At 70.3% G+C, this 20,727-nt stretch carries 19 protein-coding genes; 4 read left to right on the top strand and 15 right to left on the bottom strand.

All coding sequences use genetic code 11. The annotated features are described in order from the left end of the window. Window positions 1-25 precede the first annotated feature (25 nt). From KTR9_RS11520 to rimP, 7 genes are all read right to left on the bottom strand, one after another. Entirely contained in the window at window positions 26-1,336 is a 1,311-nt protein-coding gene (locus KTR9_RS11520) for an MATE family efflux transporter (protein WP_148281276.1), read from the bottom strand. Window positions 1,337-1,398: 62 nt separating this feature from the next. Continuing rightward, a complete protein-coding gene (locus KTR9_RS11515; RefSeq protein WP_010841448.1) occupies window positions 1,399-2,355 on the bottom strand; it encodes a DHH family phosphoesterase in 957 nt (318 codons plus the stop codon). Beyond that, window positions 2,352-2,807: a 30S ribosome-binding factor RbfA gene (gene rbfA / locus KTR9_RS11510; protein WP_010841449.1), complete on the bottom strand. Its 456-nt coding sequence runs from the start codon at window positions 2,805-2,807 to the stop codon at window positions 2,352-2,354. The genes KTR9_RS11515 and rbfA overlap by 4 nt, the downstream gene beginning before the upstream one ends. Before the next feature lie 100 nt (window positions 2,808-2,907). Then, window positions 2,908-5,766 carry a translation initiation factor IF-2 gene (infB, locus tag KTR9_RS11505; RefSeq protein ID WP_014926508.1) on the bottom strand — a complete coding sequence of 953 codons (2,859 nt, stop codon included), beginning with the start codon at window positions 5,764-5,766 and terminating at the stop codon, window positions 2,908-2,910. Window positions 5,767-5,865: 99 nt separating this feature from the next. After that, on the bottom strand, window positions 5,866-6,150 hold the full coding sequence (locus tag KTR9_RS11500; RefSeq protein ID WP_083888958.1) for a YlxR family protein: 285 nt from the start codon (window positions 6,148-6,150) through the stop codon (window positions 5,866-5,868). Between the two features lie 103 nt (window positions 6,151-6,253). Then, window positions 6,254-7,264, bottom strand: coding sequence for a transcription termination factor NusA (nusA, locus tag KTR9_RS11495; protein ID WP_010841452.1), 1,011 nt, complete (start codon window positions 7,262-7,264; stop codon window positions 6,254-6,256). Between the two features lie 29 nt (window positions 7,265-7,293). Continuing rightward, window positions 7,294-7,890 (bottom strand): ribosome maturation factor RimP, encoded by a 597-nt coding sequence (rimP, locus tag KTR9_RS11490; RefSeq protein WP_014926506.1) that lies wholly within the window; start codon window positions 7,888-7,890, stop codon window positions 7,294-7,296. A 96-nt stretch (window positions 7,891-7,986) separates the two neighbouring features. On the opposite strand from rimP, the gene KTR9_RS11485 reads away from it, so the two are divergent. Together KTR9_RS11485 and KTR9_RS11480 are read left to right on the top strand one after the other, a co-directional pair. Further along, window positions 7,987-8,550 carry a hypothetical protein gene (locus KTR9_RS11485; protein ID WP_014926505.1) on the top strand — a complete coding sequence of 188 codons (564 nt, stop codon included), beginning with the start codon at window positions 7,987-7,989 and terminating at the stop codon, window positions 8,548-8,550. Next, window positions 8,547-9,032, top strand: a complete 486-nt coding sequence (locus KTR9_RS11480) for a ferritin-like domain-containing protein (RefSeq protein WP_014926504.1) — start codon at window positions 8,547-8,549, stop codon at window positions 9,030-9,032. Before KTR9_RS11485 ends, KTR9_RS11480 begins: the two co-directional genes overlap by 4 nt. Before the next feature lie 36 nt (window positions 9,033-9,068). On the opposite strand, the gene KTR9_RS11475 is transcribed toward KTR9_RS11480, so the two are convergent. Next, window positions 9,069-10,799, bottom strand: coding sequence for a proline--tRNA ligase (locus tag KTR9_RS11475; protein WP_014926503.1), 1,731 nt, complete (start codon window positions 10,797-10,799; stop codon window positions 9,069-9,071). Between KTR9_RS11475 and yaaA the strand changes: the two genes are divergently transcribed. After that, complete coding sequence (gene yaaA, locus KTR9_RS11470; RefSeq protein WP_014926502.1) at window positions 10,798-11,580, top strand: peroxide stress protein YaaA; 783 nt, start codon at window positions 10,798-10,800, stop codon at window positions 11,578-11,580. The two genes, KTR9_RS11475 and yaaA, sit on opposite strands and share 2 nt — an antisense overlap. A 22-nt stretch (window positions 11,581-11,602) precedes the next feature. On the opposite strand, the gene KTR9_RS11465 is transcribed toward yaaA, so the two are convergent. From KTR9_RS11465 to KTR9_RS11450, 4 genes are all read right to left on the bottom strand, one after another. After that, window positions 11,603-12,142: a pyridoxamine 5'-phosphate oxidase family protein gene (locus KTR9_RS11465; protein WP_010841458.1), complete on the bottom strand. Its 540-nt coding sequence runs from the start codon at window positions 12,140-12,142 to the stop codon at window positions 11,603-11,605. A gap of 30 nt (window positions 12,143-12,172) precedes the next feature. Then, entirely contained in the window at window positions 12,173-13,723 is a 1,551-nt protein-coding gene (locus tag KTR9_RS11460; protein WP_044506509.1) for a DHA2 family efflux MFS transporter permease subunit, read from the bottom strand. Window positions 13,724-13,793: 70 nt separating this feature from the next. After that, entirely contained in the window at window positions 13,794-15,086 is a 1,293-nt protein-coding gene (gene cobA, locus KTR9_RS11455) for a uroporphyrinogen-III C-methyltransferase (protein WP_231632640.1), read from the bottom strand. Window positions 15,087-15,149: 63 nt separating this feature from the next. After that, window positions 15,150-16,157 (bottom strand): acyl-ACP desaturase, encoded by a 1,008-nt coding sequence (locus KTR9_RS11450; RefSeq protein ID WP_014926499.1) that lies wholly within the window; start codon window positions 16,155-16,157, stop codon window positions 15,150-15,152. A 140-nt stretch (window positions 16,158-16,297) separates the two neighbouring features. Between KTR9_RS11450 and KTR9_RS11445 the strand changes: the two genes are divergently transcribed. Next, the gene (locus tag KTR9_RS11445; RefSeq protein WP_014926498.1) at window positions 16,298-16,987 is read left to right on the top strand and encodes a response regulator; all 690 of its coding nucleotides are present in this window, start codon (window positions 16,298-16,300) and stop codon (window positions 16,985-16,987) included. A gap of 1 nt (window position 16,988) precedes the next feature. Here KTR9_RS11445 and KTR9_RS11440 read toward each other — a convergent pair whose 3' ends face one another. From KTR9_RS11440 to cobO, 3 genes are read right to left on the bottom strand one after another with little or no spacing between them, the layout of a single operon-like run. Further along, window positions 16,989-18,602, bottom strand: a complete 1,614-nt coding sequence (locus tag KTR9_RS11440) for a GAF domain-containing sensor histidine kinase (RefSeq protein ID WP_044506507.1) — start codon at window positions 18,600-18,602, stop codon at window positions 16,989-16,991. Beyond that, window positions 18,602-20,077, bottom strand: coding sequence for a cobyrinate a,c-diamide synthase (locus tag KTR9_RS11435; RefSeq protein WP_014926496.1), 1,476 nt, complete (start codon window positions 20,075-20,077; stop codon window positions 18,602-18,604). Before KTR9_RS11435 ends, KTR9_RS11440 begins: the two co-directional genes overlap by 1 nt. Further along, window positions 20,071-20,688: a cob(I)yrinic acid a,c-diamide adenosyltransferase gene (gene cobO / locus KTR9_RS11430; RefSeq protein WP_014926495.1), complete on the bottom strand. Its 618-nt coding sequence runs from the start codon at window positions 20,686-20,688 to the stop codon at window positions 20,071-20,073. The genes KTR9_RS11435 and cobO overlap by 7 nt, the downstream gene beginning before the upstream one ends. Window positions 20,689-20,727 lie beyond the last annotated feature (39 nt).

The raw sequence follows: 20,727 nt of genomic DNA, 5'->3' as shown, positions 1-20,727 counted from the left end.
GATCCATCGTGCCAGAGGGCCGCGGTCAGGCGCGGACCGCACCTGCCCGACGCCACCGGCCGGAGCGGATCCGCCACACCACGGTCGCCAGCCGGACCAGCATGAACACCACCAGACCCGACCAGATCCCCGCCAGACCCCAGTCGAACACCAGCGACAGCCAGATCAACGGCAGGAAGCCGGCCAGGGCGCCGGTGAGTGTCGCCGTGCGCAGGAAGGCGGCGTCGCCACTGCCGAGGAGTACGCCGTCGAGCGCGAAGACCACCCCGGCGATCGGCAGCATGCCGACGAAGAACCACCACGGCACACCGACGGCGTCGAGGACAGCGGCGTCGGATGTGAAGATGCGCGGTATCAGCGTCGCGCCGGCCGCGAAGACGGCACCCATCGCGGTGGCGGCGACCACCGAGACCGCGGTGACACGCCGGGCGACGGAGTCGGCGGCGCCGAGCCGGCCCGCACCGAGCGCGGCCCCCACCAGCGCCTGGGCGGCGATGGCCAGCGAGTCGAGGAACAACGCCATGAACTCCCACAGCTGCAGCACCAGCTGATGAGCGGCCACCTGGGCGACACCGAAGCGCGCGGCGACCGCGGCCGCCGAGACGAAACAGACCTGGAACGACAGACTGCGCACCACCAGATCGCGCGCCATGACCAGCTGGGCGCGGATGATCGACCAGTCCGGCGCAAAGGCGCGTGTATGCGCCTCGCGGACAACCCGCACGGCGAACAACACCCCGGTCACGCCCTGTCCGATCACATTGGCCACCGCGCTGCCGTCCAGTCCCAGTCGCGGGAACGGGCCGATGCCGTGGACCAGTCCGACGACGAGCACCGCGGCAAGCGACAGGCCGACCACCACGTAGACGACCGGGCGGCGGGTGTCCTGCACTCCCCGCATCCACCCGTTGCCCGCCATCGACAGCAGGATCAGCGGGACACCGAACATCGCGATCCGCAGCCAGCCCGCCGCATCCTCGGCGACCGCGGCCGATTCCGGCGACGACGTCCCGACCAGCAGGCGCATCACCACCGGGGCGCAGGGATACGCCACGGCGACGATCAGGACGCCGACCGCGACCGCGATCCAGCTCGCCTGCACGCCTTCGACGACCGCACCGGACCGATCACCGGAACCGAATCGTCGCGCGGAGCGGGCGGTGGTGCCATAGGACAGGAAGGTCAGCTGGGTACTGACGATCGAGAGCACCAGGGTGCCCACACCGAGAGCAGCCAGCTGTTCGCCGCCCAGGCGTCCCACGACGGCCAGGTCGAGCAGAAGATACAGCGGAGGTGCGATGAGGACCGCGAGCGCCGAGACGGTGAGGGTGGCGATACGCGCGACCCCGGGAGCGTCCGCGGAATCGGACTCTCCGGTGTCGGGCTGCCGAGCGAGGTTCAGAGCGACTCCAGCAACCTGGCGACCACTTCGTCGGCGGTACCGGTGTCGCTGTAGCCCGAGGCCTGACGATGCCCGCCACCACCGTGCGCCCGCGCGATCGGGACGAGGTCGACGCTGTCCTTGGATCGCAGCGAGACCGTCCAGACGCCCGGCTCGCCTTCCTTGAACACCGCGGCCACCTCGGCCTCGCGCGCGGTCCGGATCGTGTCCACGACGCTCTCGGACTCCTCCCAGCTCATCCCGGCCAGCGCCTGCTGGTCGACGACGGCGTAGACGAGCCCCTCGCCGTTGCATGCGGCCGGCACGAGCTGTGCGGACGCCAGGACGCCCGACATCATCGAGAACCACGCGAACGGATGCGAATCGAAGAGGATGCGGCTCCACCGGCGCGCGTCGACACCGGTCTCCAACAACCGGGCCGCGACGCGGAACGACGCCGGTCGGGCCCACCGGAACGAGCCGGTGTCGGTGCTGAGTCCGGCGTATATGCAGGTGGCGATGTCGGCGTCAAGCTCGACGCCCATGTCGTCGAGGACATCGAGCACCAGTACGGCGGTGCAGTCGGCGGCCGGATCGACCAGGTCGAGGTCCCCGAAACCGGGATTCGACGCATGGTGGTCGATCACGATCGAGGTCTGCGCCGCGGTGAACGTCGAGCCGAGGGAGTCGAGCCGCTCGAGATTGGCGGCGTCGACCGCCACCACCAGCGGGTGCCCGACGACCTGCGCGGGCGAGCACAACAGCTTGCCGCCGGGTAGTCCGGCGAGCGAGGCCGGGAGCTGCTCTGCCCCCGGATAGGAGACCTCGACGTCGACGCCCCGGCGGTCGAGTGCCAGCGCCAGCGCCAGACCGCTGCCGATCGTGTCCGCATCGGGGCGGACGTGACAGCAGATGGTCACCGCGGTCGCGGAGGCCAGCGTCGCGGCGATCGCCGCGCTCGACGAACCGCTCACTCTTCGATACCGGTGGCGTCGTCGTCGGCCGAGCGGTACGGGTCCGAGTCCCCCGCCGGCTTCGCCTCGGCGGCACGCCGGGCGACGAGTTCGTCGTTCGCGCGGGCTCGGGCGACGAGCTCCTCCATCTGACGCGCGGCATCGGGCACCGTGTCGAGGACGAAACGCAGGGTCGGCGTGAAACGCACCCCGGTGCCCGCGCCCACCTTCGACCGCAGCACACCGGTCGCCTTCGCCAGACCGGCGGCCGCAGCCTCGTAATCCGGTTCGGCGTCGATGGATTCGCCCATCACGGTGTAGTAGATCGTCGCGTCGTGGAGATCGTTGGTCACCCGGGCGTCGGTGACCGTCACATGTGTCAGGCGCGGATCCTTGATCTCGTGCGCGATCGCCGACGCGACGATCGTCGAGATCCGCTTCGCCATGCGCTGCGCCCGTGCTGGATCAGCCATTCCAGGACTCCTTCCATAGCGCTGCGTGCGCGCCGACCGGAATCCGGTCGGCGCGCACCACAGCTGTCGAGATGTCGTACGAGTTCGGTCGCTGCCGCGATCAGTCGCGCGGCTTCTCCCGCAGCTCGTAGGTCTCGATCACGTCGTCCACCTTGATGTCCGAGTAGGTCAGCGTGAGACCACATTCGTAGCCTTCGCGAACCTCGGTGGCATCGTCCTTCTCGCGCTTGAGCGAGGACACGGTGAGGTTCTCGGCGACCACCACGTTGTCGCGCAGCAGGCGGGCCTTGGCGTTACGCCGCATGACGCCCGACTGCACGAGACAACCGGCGATGTTGCCGACCTTCGACGACTTGAAGATCGCGCGGATCTCGGCGCGGCCGAGCTCCACCTCTTCGTAGATCGGCTTGAGCATGCCCTTGAGCGCGCTCTCGATCTCGTCGATGGCCTGGTAGATCACCGAGTAGTACCGGATGTCGACGCCCTCGCGGTTGGCCAGCTCGGTGGCCTTGCCCTCCGCACGGACGTTGAAGCCGATGATGATCGCATCCGAGGCCGCCGCCAGGTTGACGTTGGTCTCGGTGACGCCACCGACACCGCGGTCGATGATGCGCAGCGAGACCTCGTCGCCCATCTCGATGTTCAGCAAGGCCTCTTCGAGGGCCTCGACCGTACCCGAGTTGTCACCCTTGAGGATGAGGTTGAGCTGGCTCGTCTCCTTGAGCGCCGAATCCAGGTCTTCCAGGCTGATCCGCTTGCGGCTGCGTGCGGCCAGCGCGTTGCGCTTGCGTGCGTTGCGCCGGTCGGCGATCTGCCGGGCGATGCGGTCCTCCTCGACCACGAGCAGGTTGTCGCCTGCGCCGGGGACCGAGGTGAAACCGATGACCTGGACCGGACGCGACGGCAGCGCCTCGGGGACGTCCTCGCCGTGTTCGTCGACCATGCGACGAACACGTCCGTAGGCGTCACCGGCGACGATCGAGTCGCCGACCTTCAGCGTGCCGCGCTGGACCAGCACGGTCGCCACCGGGCCACGGCCGCGGTCGAGATGCGCCTCGATGGCGACACCCTGGGCGTCCATGTCCGGGTTGGCACGCAGATCGAGTGACGCGTCCGCGGTGAGCAGGACGGCCTCGAGCAGCGCGTCGATGTTCTCGCCCTGCTTGGCCGAGATGTCGACGAACATGGCGTCGCCGCCGTACTCCTCGGGGATCAGACCGTATTCGGTCAGCTGCCCGCGGATCTTCTGCGGATCGGCGCCTTCCTTGTCGATCTTGTTCACCGCGACCACGATCGGCACGTCGGCCGCCTGGGCGTGGTTGACCGCCTCCACCGTCTGCGGCATGACGCCGTCGTCGGCTGCGACCACGAGGATCGCGATGTCGGTCGCCTTGGCACCGCGGGCACGCATGGCGGTGAACGCCTCGTGACCCGGGGTGTCGATGAAGGTGATCAGGCGATCCTCACCGTTGAGGTGGGTGTTCACCTGGTAGGCACCGATGTGCTGCGTGATGCCGCCGGCCTCGCCCTCACGGACGTTGGCCTTACGGATCGTGTCGAGCAGTCGGGTCTTACCGTGATCGACGTGGCCCATGACGGTGACCACCGGGGGACGCTGTTCGAGGTCTTCCTCGCCGCCCTCGTCCTCGCCGTAGGTGAGGTCGAAGCTGTCGAGGAGCTCACGATCCTCGTCCTCGGGGCTGACCACCTGGACGCGGTAGTTCATCTCCGAGCCGAGCAGCTCCAGCGTCTCGTCGTTGACCGACTCGGTCGCCGTGACCATCTCACCGAGGTTGAACAGCGCCTGGACCAGCGATGCCGGGTTGGCGTCGATCTTGTCGGCGAAGTCCGAGAGCGACGCGCCGCGGGCGAGGCGGATGACCTCACCGTTGCCGCGCGGCAGCCGGACGCCACCGACGGCCGGCGCCTGCATGTTCTCGTACTCGGCGCGTTTCGCCCGCTTCGACTTGCGACCGCGACGAGGTGCGCCACCGGGACGACCGAAGGCGCCTGCTGCGCCGCCGCGTCCACGGCCGCCACCGCCACCGCCGCCGGGACGACCGCGGAAGCCGCCACCGGGAGGACCTCCCGGTGCGCCGGTTCCGCCGCCACCACCGCGGTAGCCGCCACCGCCGCCGGGGCCACCACGGCCTCCGCCGGCACCGCCACGACCACCCGGGCGGGCGTCAGGACGGGCCGCGCGAGACGGCATGGCGCCGGGACTCGGACGCGGGGGCATGTTGCCGGGATTGGGACGGGGACCGCCCTGGCCGGGAGCGGGACGACCGCCACCGGGACGGGGACCACCTTGACCGGACGGGCCGGGACGACCACCACCGGGACGCGGACCACCCTGTCCCGGACCGGGACGGGCAGCCGGACGCGGCGCGGGAGCCGGTGCCGACGAATACGGGTTGTTGCCCACCCGCGGCGTGCGCGGACCCGGCTTCGGGCCGGGACGCGGACCCGGGGTCGACGCCGGGGCAGACGGTGCTGCCGACGCGGCCGGGGCCTGCGGGGCGGGTGCCGCCGGGGCGGGCTGCGGGCTGGGACGTTCCGCCGCAGGGGCGGCGGGTGCCGGTGCCGGGGTCTCCACCGGTGCGGGAGCCGGCTTGGGGGCGCCCGGCTTCGGGCCGCTGGTACGGGGACCGGGGCTCGGGCGATCGGCGGCGGGCGCCGCCGGGGTTGCGGATGCACCGGGCTTCGGTGCGTTGGTGCCGCCGGACGGCTTGGGTCCGGGCTTGGCACCCTGGCGCGGGCCGGGCGCCGCGGACTTGGAGTCCTTGGCCGCCCCGTCCTTGCCGGGGAACGATTCACGCAGTCGACGGGCCACGGGGGCCTCTACCGTCGACGACGCCGATTTGACGAACTCGCCTTGCTCCTTCAGACGCTCGAGCACCTGCTTGCTCGTGACGCCGAGCTCTTTGGCCAGTTCGTGCACGCGGGCTTTGCCTGCCACTGCTCTCCTCACTTGGAGGCCAAGCGGCTCACCCGCTACGGCCTCGATTTATGTCCGGTACATGCTCATCGTGACTTCACGGTGTGCTCATGTCTTCTGCTACCTGTTCCGGCTCCGGGGAGCCTTCCTCTGGTGGGTGATCGCGCCGAGCTGTTCGGTGAGATCGTCCGGGTCCACGGTCAGACCGGGGGTCCGGAGTGCCGTGGCGAAGGCCCGGCGTCGCGTCGCGGTGGAGATGCACTCCGCCCGCACGTGCAGCCACGCGCCTCGCCCCGGCATGGTCTTCGCGGGATCGACCACGACTGTCGGGGTGTCACCGCGCAACTGCGCGACCACACGGACCAACTCGTCGGCCTCTGCCCGCTGCCGACAACCGATGCACATCCGGACGGGTGTGCCACCGGTCGGCGACCTGGGGGCGGATCGCTGAACCATCGATCAGTCTAGCGCGAGCGGGCGGGCCGAGGACAATCGGCCGCTGCGCGCGTCATTCCGACCCGGCCTCGGGGGCCGGCGCGGCGTCGGACCGGATGTCGATCCGCCACCCGGTCAGCCGGGCGGCGAGCCGGGCGTTCTGGCCCTCCTTGCCGATCGCCAGCGAGAGCTGGTAATCCGGCACGACGACCCGTGCGGCCTTGAGCTCGGCGTCGACGACCGTCACCGACACAACCTTCGCGGGCGACAGCGCATTCCCGACGAAGGCCGCCGGGTCGGAGTCGAAGTCGATGATGTCGATCTTCTCGCCGGCGAGCTCGCTCATCACGTTGCGCACGCGCTGGCCCATCGGCCCGATGCAGGCGCCCTTCGCGTTGAGACCGGAGACCCCGGTGTGCACGGCGATCTTCGACCGGTGGCCTGCCTCGCGCGCCACGGCGACGATCTCGACACTCCCGTCCTCGATCTCGGGCACCTCGAGCGAGAACAGCTTGCGCACCAGGTTCGGGTGGGTCCGCGACAGGGTGATCTGCGGCCCGCGTGCTCCGCGGCTGACACCGACGACGTAGCACTTGATCCGGTCGCCGTGGGTGTAGACCTCGCCGGGCACCTGTTCGGCGGGCGGGATGATCCCCTCGGTGGAGTTGGCGTCGCTGCCGATCTGGACGACGACCATCCCGCGGGCGTTGGCACGCGAGTCCTGCTGCACGACGCCGCCGACGATCTCACCCTCGTGGGCGACCAGGTCGCCGAAGTTCTTCTCGTTCTCCGCGTCGCGAAGACGCTGGAGGATGACCTGCCGCGCGGTGGTCGCCGCGATGCGGCCGAACCCCTCGGGTGTGTCGTCCCACTCGTGGACGACGTTCCCGTCCTGATCGACCTCCTGCGCCATCACACGCACGGCACCGGTCTTGCGGTTGACGTCGACGCGGGCGTGCGGGGCGAATCCGTCGGTGTGCCGGTAGGCGGTCAGCAACGCGGTCTCGATGGCGGTGATGACGGTCTCGATCGAGATGCCCTTGTCGGCTTCGATCATGCGCAGGGCGGCGATGTCGATGTTCATGTCGTCGGTCTCCTATTCACTTGTCGTGTTCATTTGTCGTGTTCATTTGTGGTGTTCAGCGGCCGCGCCGCGGCGGGCGCGCGGCGGAGCTCGATCTCGTCCGGTTCCAGTCCGCAGAGTTCCAGTTCGCGGACGCTCGGCTGGGAGAAGTCCACCTGCACCACGGCCTTGGTCACGGACTCGAGGTCGACGGACTCGACCGCGATCCGCCCCTTGTGGTTCACCACCACCTCGACAGCCGGCGCCGGATCGTCGCGCAGCCTGCCGATGCGGCCGGTGACGGTGCGCGCCTCCGATGACGGGTCCCCGTCGATCTCGATGACCACCCGGCGACCGGTGTTGCGGCGCCAGTGCCGGGGCAGGGTCAGGGGGCTCTCGACGCCGCGCGAGGTCACCTCGAGCACGTACGCGAGATCGGCGAATGCGGGAGTGGCGTCGAGGAGGTCGGAGATCTCGGCGCTGAGCCCGGCGAGGACGTCGAGGTCGCCACCGCCGTCGCGGTCAACCACGATCGACAGTTCCTCCTGGCCGTCGCGAGTGCGCACCGTGACGTCCTCGAGGTCGAATCCCCGTTCGGCGACAAGCTTTTGGACGAGTTCGCTCACGTGCGTCGGGCTGATCGGCATGCCACTCCCCTCGTCTTCAGTTGTCGGGCCGTGCCGGGTGTCGCACGACGTTGCTCCGAACATCGTAGTGGATCGATCGGGCGGAGAACTGCTGGCATGATGTCCCGGGTGAGCATGCCCCCGATCGAGCGACGGACCGTGCGGCACCCGATCGACAGGCGCACCGCGTTGCGGGCCGGACTCCTCGCGGGCGCCGCCGTCGTCGGTGCCGGGGCGGCCGGCGTCGGACTGACCGGTTGCGAGTCGTCACCCTCCGCGGAGACACTCCTCGCCGAAACCCTCGTGCCCCTGGTGCGGTCGGCGAACGCCGACGAGAGCACCGCGCGCGCCCTGGTCGCCGTCGAGCCCGCCTACGCGACCGCTCTCTCGGTCGTGGCCGACCAACGCGCCCAGCACGCACGCGCACTCCGCGAAGAGATCATCCGGCTCGACCAGGACGTCGCCGCGACCCTCGATCGTCCGGTCACCTCGGCCACCGCCTCGACCTCGGCGGCGGGCGTCCCGTCGGCCCCGCCGTCACTGGCGCGATTGCGCGCCGATCTCGACGCCGCGGCCGGGCAGGCCCGCGCGGTCGCGCTCTCCGCCGGCGGGTACGCCTCCGGGCTGACGGGTTCCGTCGCCGCCGCGGTCGCATCGATGCGACAGGTGCAACTGGCATGACCTCACCACTGAACACACCGGCGCCGAACTCCGCGGTGCAGCAAGCGGATCCCGACGATCCGCTCGCCGTCGCCGCCGAGGCGGAGAACGCCGCCGTCTTCACCTACGGCGTCATCACCGCCTTCGTCGCCGCATCGCGCCGACGCACCGTCGCCGACTACGCGGACGCGCACCGGGCCCGCCGCGACGAGATCGAGCGGGCGATCGAGGCGGCGGGGAACATGCCACCGCTGGCCGCCGCCGGCTACACACTCGGCGTCGAGGTCACCGACCCGACCACCGCGGCCCGCGCGGCACTCGGCGCCGAGATCGACTGCACGGTGGCCTATCGCGCCCTGCTCGAGCAGGCCGACGACGAGACCGGACGCCGGATCGGCGTCGACGGGCTCTCGGAGAGCGCCGTGCGCGCCGCCCGGTGGCGGGTGGTCCTCCAGGAGAGCCCGGTCACGGTGGCGTTCCCGGGGTCTCCCGCGAACGGGTAGCCGGGCAGACCCGAACGAACAGGTGCGCCTGATCGATCAGGCGCGGGCGGCCCCCACCACCGCGTCGACCGCGGCGTCGACGGCGACCTCGGTGGCCTCACCGGTGAACCGGTCCCGGATCTCGATGGTGCCGTTGGCATATCCGCGGCCGACGACCACGACGGTCGGCATGCCGAGGAGTTCGGCGTCCTTGAACTTCACCCCGGGCGACGCCTTCCGGTCGTCGAGGAGTACTTCGAGACCGGCCGCGTCGAGGTCGGCGGCGAGCTGCTCGGCACCCGCGACGGCGGCGGCGTCCTTGTTGGCGATGACGAGGTGAACGGCGAACGGCGCCACCGACTTCGGCCAGCGCAGCCCTTTGTCGTCGTGGGACTGCTCGGCGATGACCGCGACCAGGCGCGACACCCCGACACCGTAGGAACCCTGCGTGAGGCGCACCGGCTTGCCGCTCTCGCCGAGGACGTCCACCTCGAAGGCGTCGGTGTACTTCCGGCCGAGCTGGAAGATGTGCCCGATCTCGATGCCCTTGGCGCTCACCAGCGGTCCGGCCCCGTCCGGCGACGGATCGCCGTCCCGGACCTCGGCCGCCTCGACCGTTCCGTCAGGGGTGAAGTCGCGCCCCGCGACGAGCCCGACATAGTGCCGGCCCGGCTGATCCGCGCCGGTGATCCAGGAGGTCCCATCGACCACGCGCGGATCCACGAGGTAACGGATTCCGTTCTCGGCCAGCGCCTTCGGACCGATGTACCCCTTGACCAGGAACGGGTTCGCGGCGAAGTCGGCGTCGGTGAGCAACTCGACCTCGGCGGGCTCGACGGAGGCCTCGAGTCGCTTGAAGTCGACTTCGCGGTCGCCCGGGACGCCGATGCCGGTGACCTCCCACTCCCCGCCCGGTGCACGGAGTTTGACCAGGACGTTCTTGAGTGTGTCGGCTCCGCTGTACTGGCCGTCGAGCGTCGCGTTCGCCCACTCGACCAGGGTGTCGATCGTCGGGGTGCCGGGCGTGTCGTGGACGACCGCCTCGGGCAGGTCGTCGAAGGGCAGCGGATCGGGGGCACGGGTCACGACCGCCTCGACGTTGGCGGCGTATCCCGACTCCACGCAGCGCACGAACGTGTCCTCGCCGACCGCGGATTCGGCCAGGAACTCCTCGGAGGCACTGCCGCCCATGGCGCCGGACGTGGCGGCGACGATCACGTACTCGATCCGCAACCGCTCGAAGATCTTCTGATACGCCTCGCGGTGCGCGTTGTAGGCGGTCTTGAGCCCGTCGTCGTCGAGGTCGAAGGAGTAGGCGTCCTTCATCACGAACTCACGGCCACGGAGGATGCCCGCGCGGGGGCGCTCCTCGTCGCGGTACTTGGTCTGGATCTGGTACAGGATGACCGGCATGTCCTTGTAGGACGAGTACTCCCCCTTGACCAGGGTCGCGAACAGCTCCTCGTGGGTCGGTCCGAGGAGCATGTCGGCGCCCTTGCGGTCCTTGAGGCGGAAGAGCGCGTCCCCGTACTCGGTCCAGCGGTTGGTGGTGTCGTAGGGCTCCCGCGGCAGCAGGGCCGGCAAGAGGATCTCCTGACCGCCGATGGCGTTCATCTCTTCGCGGACGACGTTCTCGATCGCCTTGAGCACCCGCAGACCCAGTGGCAGCCACGAGTACACACCGGGCGCGACCCGGCGGATGTAGCCGGCTCTGACCAGGAGCTTGTGGCTGGGGACCTCGGCGTCGGCGGGGTCGTCGCGCAGGGTCCGCAGGAACAGGGTCGACATGCGTGTGATCACGACCAACCAGCTTAGTTATGGTGTTGCGGTGCTCGTCATCCTGCCTCCCTCAGAGACGAAATCCGACGGCGGCCGCGGGGCTCCCCTGGATCTCGACACGCTGTCCTTTCCGGAGCTGAACCCGATCCGCAAACAGCTCGCCGAGGCCCTCGTCGCACTGGCCGCCGATCTCGACGCCAGTCGTACCGCCCTCGGGCTCGGCGCGACCCAGCTCGACGAGGTCGACCGCAACGCCGAACTCTGGCTGTCCCCGACCCGGCCGGCGCTCGAGCGCTACACCGGCGTCCTCTACGACGCCCTCGACCATCGGTCGCTCACCCGGGCGGGCAAGACGAAGGCGGCCGACCGGCTGGCGATCGGTTCGGCGCTGTTCGGCGTGGTACGAGCACCCGATCCGATCCCCGCTTACCGGCTCTCCGGCGGCTCCAAGCTGCCCGGCCTGCCGACCCTGGCGTCGCTGTGGAAGCCGGATCTGTCCCCCGCACTCGACGCCGTCGACGACTTCGTCGTGGATCTGCGGTCGGGTGTCTACCACCAGCTCGGGCCGGTACGGGGTGCGGTGACGGCGACCGTCATGACCGAACAACCGGACGGCTCGCGCAAGGTGGTCAGCCACTTCAACAAGCACTACAAGGGCCTGATGGCTCGTGAGCTGGTCCGTACGCGACGCACCGTGCGCGACATCGACGGTGTGGCCGCGGTCCTCGCCGATGCCGGGCAGCGGGTCGAGATCGAGGCGCCCGACCGGATCGTCGTGCTGACCGACTGACCCGGCCCCGGGACGTGCGTCGCTACTGCGCGTCGAACTCGAACAGGGTCGCGCCACCGGGCTCCACGGTCTGCAGGACGGTCGCCCGACGCGGCGTCACACGGTAGACCCACCACGGCGGCGGGCCGGCCGACGGCGCGCTGAAGTCCGCGGTCAGGGCGATACCGGACTCGTCGACGCGGCACGGCCACCCGTCGTTCGCCCACAGCTCGGCGAGTTCGGCGACGACGCCGGGTTCGGTGACCCGTCGCGCGTCACCCTCGACGACGAGATCGGCCACGTCGAGCGCCACCGACAGGGTGCAGCGCGGGTCGCGGGCGAGGTTGTTCGCCTTCCGGGTCGTCGGACCGGTCTCGAGCCACAGCGCCCCTTGGTGCCACAGCGCCCCGATGCCGGTGACGTGCGGGCTGCCGTCGGAGTTGATCGTGGCGATCCACCACGTGTGCCGGCCGGGGCCGCCGGTGCCGGGTGCCTGGGACACCCCGGCCGCAAGGCGCGCCGCGACGGGCTGCCAGTCGAGGGTGTCGATGTCGTAGAGCTCAGCGAGATTCTTGGCGTCCATGAAGGGACCGACCGTGCTCCCGCCGACAACTCATCGCTGGGTGTCGGGCCCCGGGGTGCGCGTCTCGGCGTCGACCCCTGCGTCGGCGGCTTCCTGCGCGGCCTGCCCCTCGGCGACCTGCTCGGGCGTGAACCGCATGAACAGCACGACGATCGCGGCCAGGACGGCGATCCCGGCGCAGGCGGCGAAGGCCAGACCGTAGCCCTCGGCCTGCGCCGCGAGCTGTGTGGAATTCATCGTCTCCACCGGCGCGGTCGTGCCACCCTTCGACAGCGCGCGCGAGGTGACCATCGCGCCGACGACGACCAGGCCGACGGCCCCGCCGAGGTTCTGCGCGACCTGTGCCAGTGCCGTCAGGGGGCCGATCTCGGTGGTGCCCACCCCGGCCACCACGGACAGGGTCAGCGGGATGACCGCCAGACCCACACCGAAGCCGATGACGACGACCGGGATGAAGATGCTCGGGAAATAGTCCGGCGAGTCGGTCGCGATCGACGATGCGTACAGACAGCCGACGAGGATCACCGCGCCGCCGACCAGGACGAGCCATCGCGGCTGGATCATCAGCGCCAGCTTCGACGCGATCGCCGCGGCGATGCCCAGTCCGAACGCGAAGGGCACGACGGCGAGCCCGCTCTGGATCGGCGAATACTGCAGGATGCCCTGCAGATACAGCGAGATGAAGACCGCCATGCACATCATGATCATGCTGGCCAGCAGAATCGCGAGCAGCGCCGCGACGCGGGAGCTGTTGTCGAAGAGCGAGAACGGCAGCAGCGGGTTCCGGGCGCGGCGTTCGACCACGATGAACGCGGCCAGGGCGAGGCCGCCGAGGATGAACGAGCCGACCACGACCGGCGCCGTCCAGCCGTTGGGCCCTTCGTTCACCGCGAGCACGAGCAGGGTGCAGCCGAGCGTGCCGAGGACCGCGCCGGGCACGTCGAGGGGCAGTCGTTCACCCTGGGATTCCCGCAGCGCGACAAATGCTCCGACGACGACGATCAACCCGATCGGCACGTTGATCAGGAAGACCAGTCGCCACGACAGCTCGGTCAGCACACCGCCGAGGATCAGCCCCGCCACCGACCCCACCCCGGTCATGGCCGCGTAGACGGCGAAGGCCTGGCTGCGCGGTTTGCCGGGTGCGAAGGTGGTCGCGACCAGGGCCATCGCGGTCGGCGCCGCGATGGCCGCCGACGCACCCTGGAGGGCTCGCCCGGCGAGCAGGCTGGCCTCGTTCCAGGCCAGGCCACAGAGCAGCGACGTGAGCGTGAAGGCGACGACACCGACGATGAACATCCGCTTGCGGCCGAAGGTGTCGCCGAGCCGGCCGCCGAGGAGCATGAGCCCGCCGAACGCCAGCACGTAGCTGCTGATCACCCAGTTGGCACTCGACTCCGACAGCGAGAGGGCGTCGCGGATACTCGGCAGGGCGAGCGCGGCGACGGTGCCGTCGAGCACGACGAGCAGCTGCATCCCGGACAGCACCAGGATCGGCAAACCGAAGACCGGACGGAACTGCGCGGTATCCACCGTTCCAGTGTTCACGGTTCCGGTGTGCGCAGATCCGGGAGTCGACATAGAGAACGACCGTACCGGCCGATGGCAGGCACATGCCAATCCCCATTGATTCGGTCGGGCTCGGATTCGGTCAGGCCCGGATTCCGTCAGGCTCTCCCTCGGTGAACGCGGCCACGTCACCGATGACCACGATCGCGGGCGGCCGCAGTCCCTCGGCGTCGGCCACCTCGCCGGCGTGGGCGAGGTCGGTGCGCAGCAGCCGCTGCGTCGGCAGCGATCCGTTCTCGATCATCGCGACCGGGGTGTCGGGTCGCCGGCCGCCGTCGAGCAGTGCCCGGGCGAAGACCTCGACGCGTTCGACGGCCATCATCAGGACGAGGGTGCCGCGCAGCTTGCCCATCGCCGACCAGTCGATCAGCGAGTCCGGGTGGCCGGGTGGCACGTGACCCGAGGCGATGACGATCTCGTGCGTGACCCCGCGGTGCGTGACCGGGATCCCCGCGGATGCCGGCGCGGCGATCGAGCTGCTGATGCCCGGGACGACCGTCACCGGGACACCGGCGGCCACGCAGGCCTGGAGTTCTTCGAAGCCCCGCCCGTAGACATAGGGGTCTCCCCCCTTGAGACGGACGACGAACTTGCCCGCCTTCGCCTTCTCGACCAGGACGTCGTTGATGGCCTCCTGCTTCATCGCACGGCCGTACGGCACCTTGGCGGCGTCGATGATCTCGACCTGCGGGCCGAGCTCGGCGAGCAGCTCGGGGGGCGCGAGCCGGTCGGCGACCACCACATCGGCCTCGGCGAGGAGCCGCTGACCACGGACGGTGATGAGGTCGGGATCACCCGGTCCGCCACCGACGAGGGCCACGCCCGCGGCATGCGGGGCGGCGTCGTCGACGCTCAGTGAACCGTCGGCCAGCGCGCGGCTGATCGCGGCGCGCAACGCTGCCGACAGCTTGTGGTCGCCACCGGCGAGGACCCCGAACTGCACGTCGCGGTGGCGGCCGGACGCCGGCGTGACCGCGGTGCCGTGTCGGGCGTCGTCGGCGCGCACGCAGAACGTGTGCCTGCGCTCGGCCTCGGCGACCACCGCCTCGTTGACGGCGGGGTCGTCGGTGCAGGCCATCGCGTACCAGGCGCCCTCCAGATCCCCGTCGACGTAGCGACGCTGGGTGACGCTGATACCGGGGAACGACTCGACGGCGGGCGTCGGGTCGAGTGCGACGACGTGGACGTCGGCGCCCGCCGCCACGAGGTTGGGCAGACGTCGCTGGGCGACGGACCCACCACCCACCACGACGACCCTGCGTCCGCGGAGGTCGAGGCCGACCAGGTAGTGCCCCTCTCCGGAGGGGAAGGCGTCGGGCCCGGGAACGTGCGGGGGCCCCGGGACATTCGACGAGGCGGAGTCAGGCTCGGACATGGGAGCTGACACTACCGGGACCGCTGATCCACAGCGGCGTCGGTTGATCCGCAGCGGCGTCGGTCACCGTCTCCGCTGCTCGCGTGCGCGCTGCCGTTCCAGGGCGCGTTCGCGCGACTCCTCGAACTTGCGCACCTTCACATCCATCTGTTCCAGGAAGTCCGCGAGGAGTTCGCGGTAGTACTCACCGATGGGCCCGAAGTCGTCGCGTTCGAAGATGCGCCACTTCCGCAGGACCGGCATGACGACATCGGACATGTGTTGCGGCAGATCGTAGATACCGCCCTTGGCGATCAGCACGGCGTTGCGCCGGAAGTTCGGCATCGTCGCGCCGGGCATCTGGAAGTTGGTCACGATCGCGTGGATGGCGGCCATGGTCTGGTCGGGGACGAGGTCGAGCGCGCCGGCAACGATGTTGCGGTAGAAGAGCATGTGCAGGTTCTCGTCGGCCGCGACACGTTGCAGCATCCGGTCGGCGATCGGGTCGCCGCACGCCTTTCCGGTGTTGCGGTGCGACACCCGGGTGGCGAGCTCCTGGAAACTCACGTAGGCGACCGCGAACAGCATGTCGAAGCTGTGGTCGCGCTGGCCGTCGTCGTCGGGCAACGGGTTGAATCCGGACGTCATGTGCGCCATCCGGATCTCTTCGAGCTCGACCGGGTCGACGCCACGGGTCACCACCAGGTAGTCCCGCATGACGATCGAGTGCCGGTTCTCCTCGGCGGTCCAGCGGCCCACCCACCAGCCCCAGGCGTCGTCGAGGGTGAAGTTGTCGGCGATCACCCGGTGATAGGACGGCAGGTTGTCCTCGGTGAGCAGGTTGGTGATCATCGCGGCCTTGGCGACCTCGGAGAGCCGGGATTGCGAGGGATCCCAGTCGTGTCCGCCCAGTGCCGCGAAGTTGCGGCCGTCGTCCCAGGGCACGTAGTCGTGGGGGTGCCAGTCCCGGGTCATCTTCATGTGGCGCTCGACCTCGGTCTCGCACACCGGCAGCAGTTCGCGCAGCAGGTCCGAGCCGGTCATGCCGGGGTTGCCGAGGTCGGCGTCGGGGGGTCCGATGAGGGTTGTCACGTGCTCTCCTGGTCGGGGCTGGGGTCGTACCGTTTCACTCTGCGCGACGGGGCGGGTGGTGCTCGTGAGGCAAAAGTCCCGCCTGCATGGGGTCCGACGTCGCGAGTTGGCGACCCGTCGGATCCGGTACTTTCAGACCCATGGCCCCTGTCACGACGGATTCGCCCACCACCGGTCCGAGCCCGTCCCCGGTTCGTGCCTACCTCGTCGACGACCACGAACTCGTCCGGCGTGGCCTGCGCGACCTACTCGGGACCGCCGACGACATCGAGGTGGTGGGCGAGGCCGCGTCGGTCGGCGAGGCCCTCGTCGGCATCCTGGCGACCAAACCCGACGTCGCCGTCCTCGACGTCCGGCTGCCCGACGGCAACGGCGTCGAACTGTGCCGGGACGTGCGCGCCGCCGAACCCGGGATCAAGTGCCTGATGCTGACGAGCTACGCCGATGACGATGCGCTGCTCGCCGCGGTCCTCGCCGGCGCCTCGGGATTCGTCCTCAAGCAGATCCTGGGCCACAACCTGGTCGCCGCGGTCCGGACCGTCGGACGTGGTGGGTCACTGCTCGACGACCGGTCCACGGCCGCACTGCTGGCCAAGCTGCGCGACGGCAAGCAGACCGAGAAGGACCCGCTCGCCGAGCTGACCCATCAGGAGCGCGAGGTGTTCGCCCTCATCGGCGAGGGTCTGACCAATCGGCAGATCGCCGAGCGGATGTTCTTGGCGGAGAAGACGATCAAGAACTACGTGTCCCGCATCCTGGGCAAGCTGGACATGCAGCGACGCACCCAGGTCGCGGTGATGGCGACCAGACTCCGCGACGGCAGGGCCTGAGCTATCCGAGGAGGGGCACCGACCAGGTGAGCGTCGTCCCGCCCCTGCGCGTGAGGACGCTGAACGTCCCGTCGCAGTCCTCGGCCCGCCGGGTCAGGTTCTCCAGTCCGCGGTAGGTGACGTCGGCACCGATGCCGATGCCGTCGTCGCTGATCTCGACCGTCAGCACGTCGTCGGCGGTCACCGAGACGGCGATGCGCTCGGCCCGCGCGTGCCGGAGGGCGTTGCTCAATCCCTCCCGCAGGACCGCGTCGATATGCGGTCCGAGCGCGTCCGGCACCACTGTGTCGACCGGGCCGTCGAACTCCACGCTCGGCGAGATCGACGCGTGCCCGGACAGTTCGGAGACGATGTCGATCACCCGCCGTCGCAGCGTCGGGTCGGCATCGGGTCCATAGGCCGTCTGCAGATCGAAGATCGAGGTGCGGATCTGCGCGATCGTGCGGTCCAGGTCGGTCATGATCTGCTCGAGGCGCGCTGTGGCGGCGGCGGGATCGGTGGTCCCGGCGAGCAGCGTCTGCACCGACATGCCGACCGCGAAGAGTCGCTGTATCACGTGATCGTGCAGGTCTCGGGCGATCCGGTGCCGATCCTCGAGCACCTCGAGATCGCGGGCGATCTGCTGCTGTTCGGCGTAGACCACCGCCAGCGAGGCGACCTCGGCCACACCGGCGAGACCGGCGATCTCCTCGTCATCCCAGTACGGGCGATTGCGGTGGGTGATCAGCATCCAGCCGAACGCGCCCGACGCGCGTTGCAGTGGCTGCACCGAGGTCCAGCGGGCGCCACGCCGGATGAGCGACTCCGCGATCTGCCCGGAGCGCTGCACCCGTAGAGACGTGGCATCCGGCGCGATGAAGGTGTCGACCTCCACCGGCTCCCCGGTGTGACCGCGCAGTTCCACCTCCCCGGCCAGCTCGGTGAACAGGTAGACATCGACGGCGCCGACCAGGTCGGCGACATCCGCGCACATGCGGGACATGGTGTCCGACAGTGCGATTCCGGCTAATGGCTCCGACCCACGCCGGGCGAGGACCTGCATCCAGCGATGCCGCGTGCGGGCCCGCTCGAAGAGGCCCGCGTTGTCGACGGCGATACCGGCGGCGACCGCGAGTACCGCGACAACGGTCTCGTCGACCTCGGAGAAGTCCTCCGCGGACCGCTTCTCGGTCAGGTAGAGACTGCCGAAGACCTCCCCGCGCACCATGATCGGTGCGCCGAGGAACGTGTGCATGGGCGGGTGGTTGGCCGGGAAGCCGACCGAGGTCGGGTGCGCGCCGAGGTCGTGGATGCGGTGCAGGCGGGGGTCGTCGATGAGCAGCCCCAGTACCCCGCGTCCGACCGGCAGATGTCCCATGGTCGCCCGCTGGGCGTCGGTGATCCCGATGTGCACGAACTCACTCAGTCCGCCATCGGGACCGCGCACGCCGAGGGCGCCGTACTGGGCGTCCACCAGACCGGCCGCGACCTCGACGATGCGCTGCAGCGCCCGGTCGAGCTCGACACCCTGACCGACGACGAGGACCGCCTCCAGCAGTTCCCGCAGCAACGCCGGGTCGTCGGCACCGTGGTCGGCGAGCGCGTCGAGGGTCTCGCGGAGCCGGTGGTCGAGCATCACGACGCCCCGGCGGTGTCACCGGCCCGGTCGGAGGACAGTGCCGGCGCCACCTCGGCGGCCCGGGACACGAAGCGGCACAGCGCCTCCGGGATCGAGGCCGGATGCAGATGCAGATACGAGGCGTGCACCGACGCCGTCGTGACCCCGTGCCTCGATGCCCGGCCCGAGGCATCCCGCCACGCCCAGGCGGGTGCGTGCGCGCCGTCGCCCACCCCGCTGCGGTGGAACTCGTGGCCCGTCACGCGTTCGCCGGTCCGGAAGAGGACCGAGTCGCTCACGGCGACGGCGTCGCGATAGCCGAGGGTCAGGGTGGGGCCGAAGTGTCCGGGGATGTCGAGGACGCCGCTCATCGGGTGCCCGTCCAGCTGAGCGCACAGGTACAGCAGGCCCGCGCATTCGGCGTGGATCGGACGACCCGCCGCGGCATGCGCACGGAGGTCGGCGCGCAGGAGTTCGTTGGCGGCCAGCGCCTCGGCGTGTTCCTCCGGGAAGCCACCGCCGATCACGACGCCGCCCGCATCCGCGGGCAGCCGATCGACGAGCGGGTCGAACACGACGACGCGCGCACCGGCGGCAGTCAGCATCTCGGCGTGCTCGGCGTAGCCGAAGGTGAACGCCGCGCCCCCGGCGACGGCGATGACCGGCGACTCGGTCGTCGCGGTCCGGCGATGGGGCGCAACGGCTTCCGACGCCGACCACGCCGTCGCATCGGGCACCGATCGTGCGCGGGCGGCGGCCACGATGGCCGGCAGGTCGAGGGCGCCGCGTAGGTGTGCGGTCATCGCGTCCACCGCCGCGACCGCGTCGGCATTGCGTTCGGCAGCCGGGATCAGACCCAGGTGGCGGGAGGGCACCGTCAGCGACGGGTGACGACGCAGCACGCCGAGAACCGGCAGTCCGACCCGGGCGGCGGCCTGTCTCAGCACCATCTCGTGACGGGGCGAACCGACCCGGTTGAGGATGACGCCCGCGATCGACACCGAGGGGTCATAGGACAGGAATCCGTGCAGCACCGCGGCCAGTGACTGGCTGTGCCCGGCGGCGTCGACGACGAGGATCACCGGCGCGCCGATGATCGACGCGACGTGCGCGGTGGAACCCACGCCGAGGGACCCGGCCCCGACGCCGCCGTCGTCGGAGCTGCCGTTGTCGTGGTCGACGATGCGACCGTCGAACAGGCCCATCACGCCCTCGACGACCGCGATGTCCGCACCCGCCGCGCCATGGGCGAACAGCGGCGCGATGCGTTCGGCGCCCACCAGATTCGGGTCGAGGTTGCGCCCGGGACGTCCCGCGGCCACCGCGTGGTAGCCGGGATCGATGTAGTCGGGACCGACCTTGAACGGGGCCACCCGGTGCCCGGCTGCCCGCAGTGCACCGATGAGGCCGGTGGTCACGGTCGTCTTGCCGCTACCGGACGACGGTGCGGCGATCACGACGGCCGGCGTCGAACCGCCGGCGGAGCTCACCATTCGATCCCCTTCTGCCCCTTGCGGCCGGCGTCCATCGGGTGGGCGATCTTGCGCATCTCGGTGACGAGATCGGCGGCGTCGACGAGTTCGGCCGGCGCACGCCGGCCGGTGATCACCACGTGCTGGCGTCCGGGGCGCCGCGCGAGGGTCTCGACGACCTCGGCGGTGTCGACCCATCCCCAGTGCAGCGGGTAGGTGAACTCGTCGAGGACGTAGAAGTCGTGCTCGCCGGCATCGAGGCGGCGGGCGATCTCGGACCACCCGGCCTGTGCGGCGGCGGCGTGGTCGTCGTCGTGGTCGGAGTTGGCGCGCAGCCACGACCAGCCCTGGCCCATCTTGTGCCATTCCACCGGTCCACCGGCGCCGGTCTCGGCGTGGACCCGGTCGAGGGCGAGCATCGTCGACTCCTCCCCGACCTTCCATTTCGCGCTCTTGACGAACTGGAACACCGCGACCCGCATGCCCGCGTTCCACGCGCGCATCGCCATGCCGAACGCGGCGGTCGACTTGCCCTTGCCGTCGCCGGTGTGCACCGCCAGGACGGGCTGGTTGCGGCGCTGTCGCGTCGTCAGCCCGTCATCGGGGATGCTGACCGGAACTCCCTGGGGCACTCGACTTCTCCTTGCCGGTAGCGGGTGGTGGGCGGTGAC

The organism is Gordonia sp. KTR9 (genome assembly GCF_000143885.2).
GTDB lineage: Bacteria > Actinomycetota > Actinomycetes > Mycobacteriales > Mycobacteriaceae > Gordonia.
This window is presented reverse-complemented; position numbering and strand designations above follow the sequence as displayed.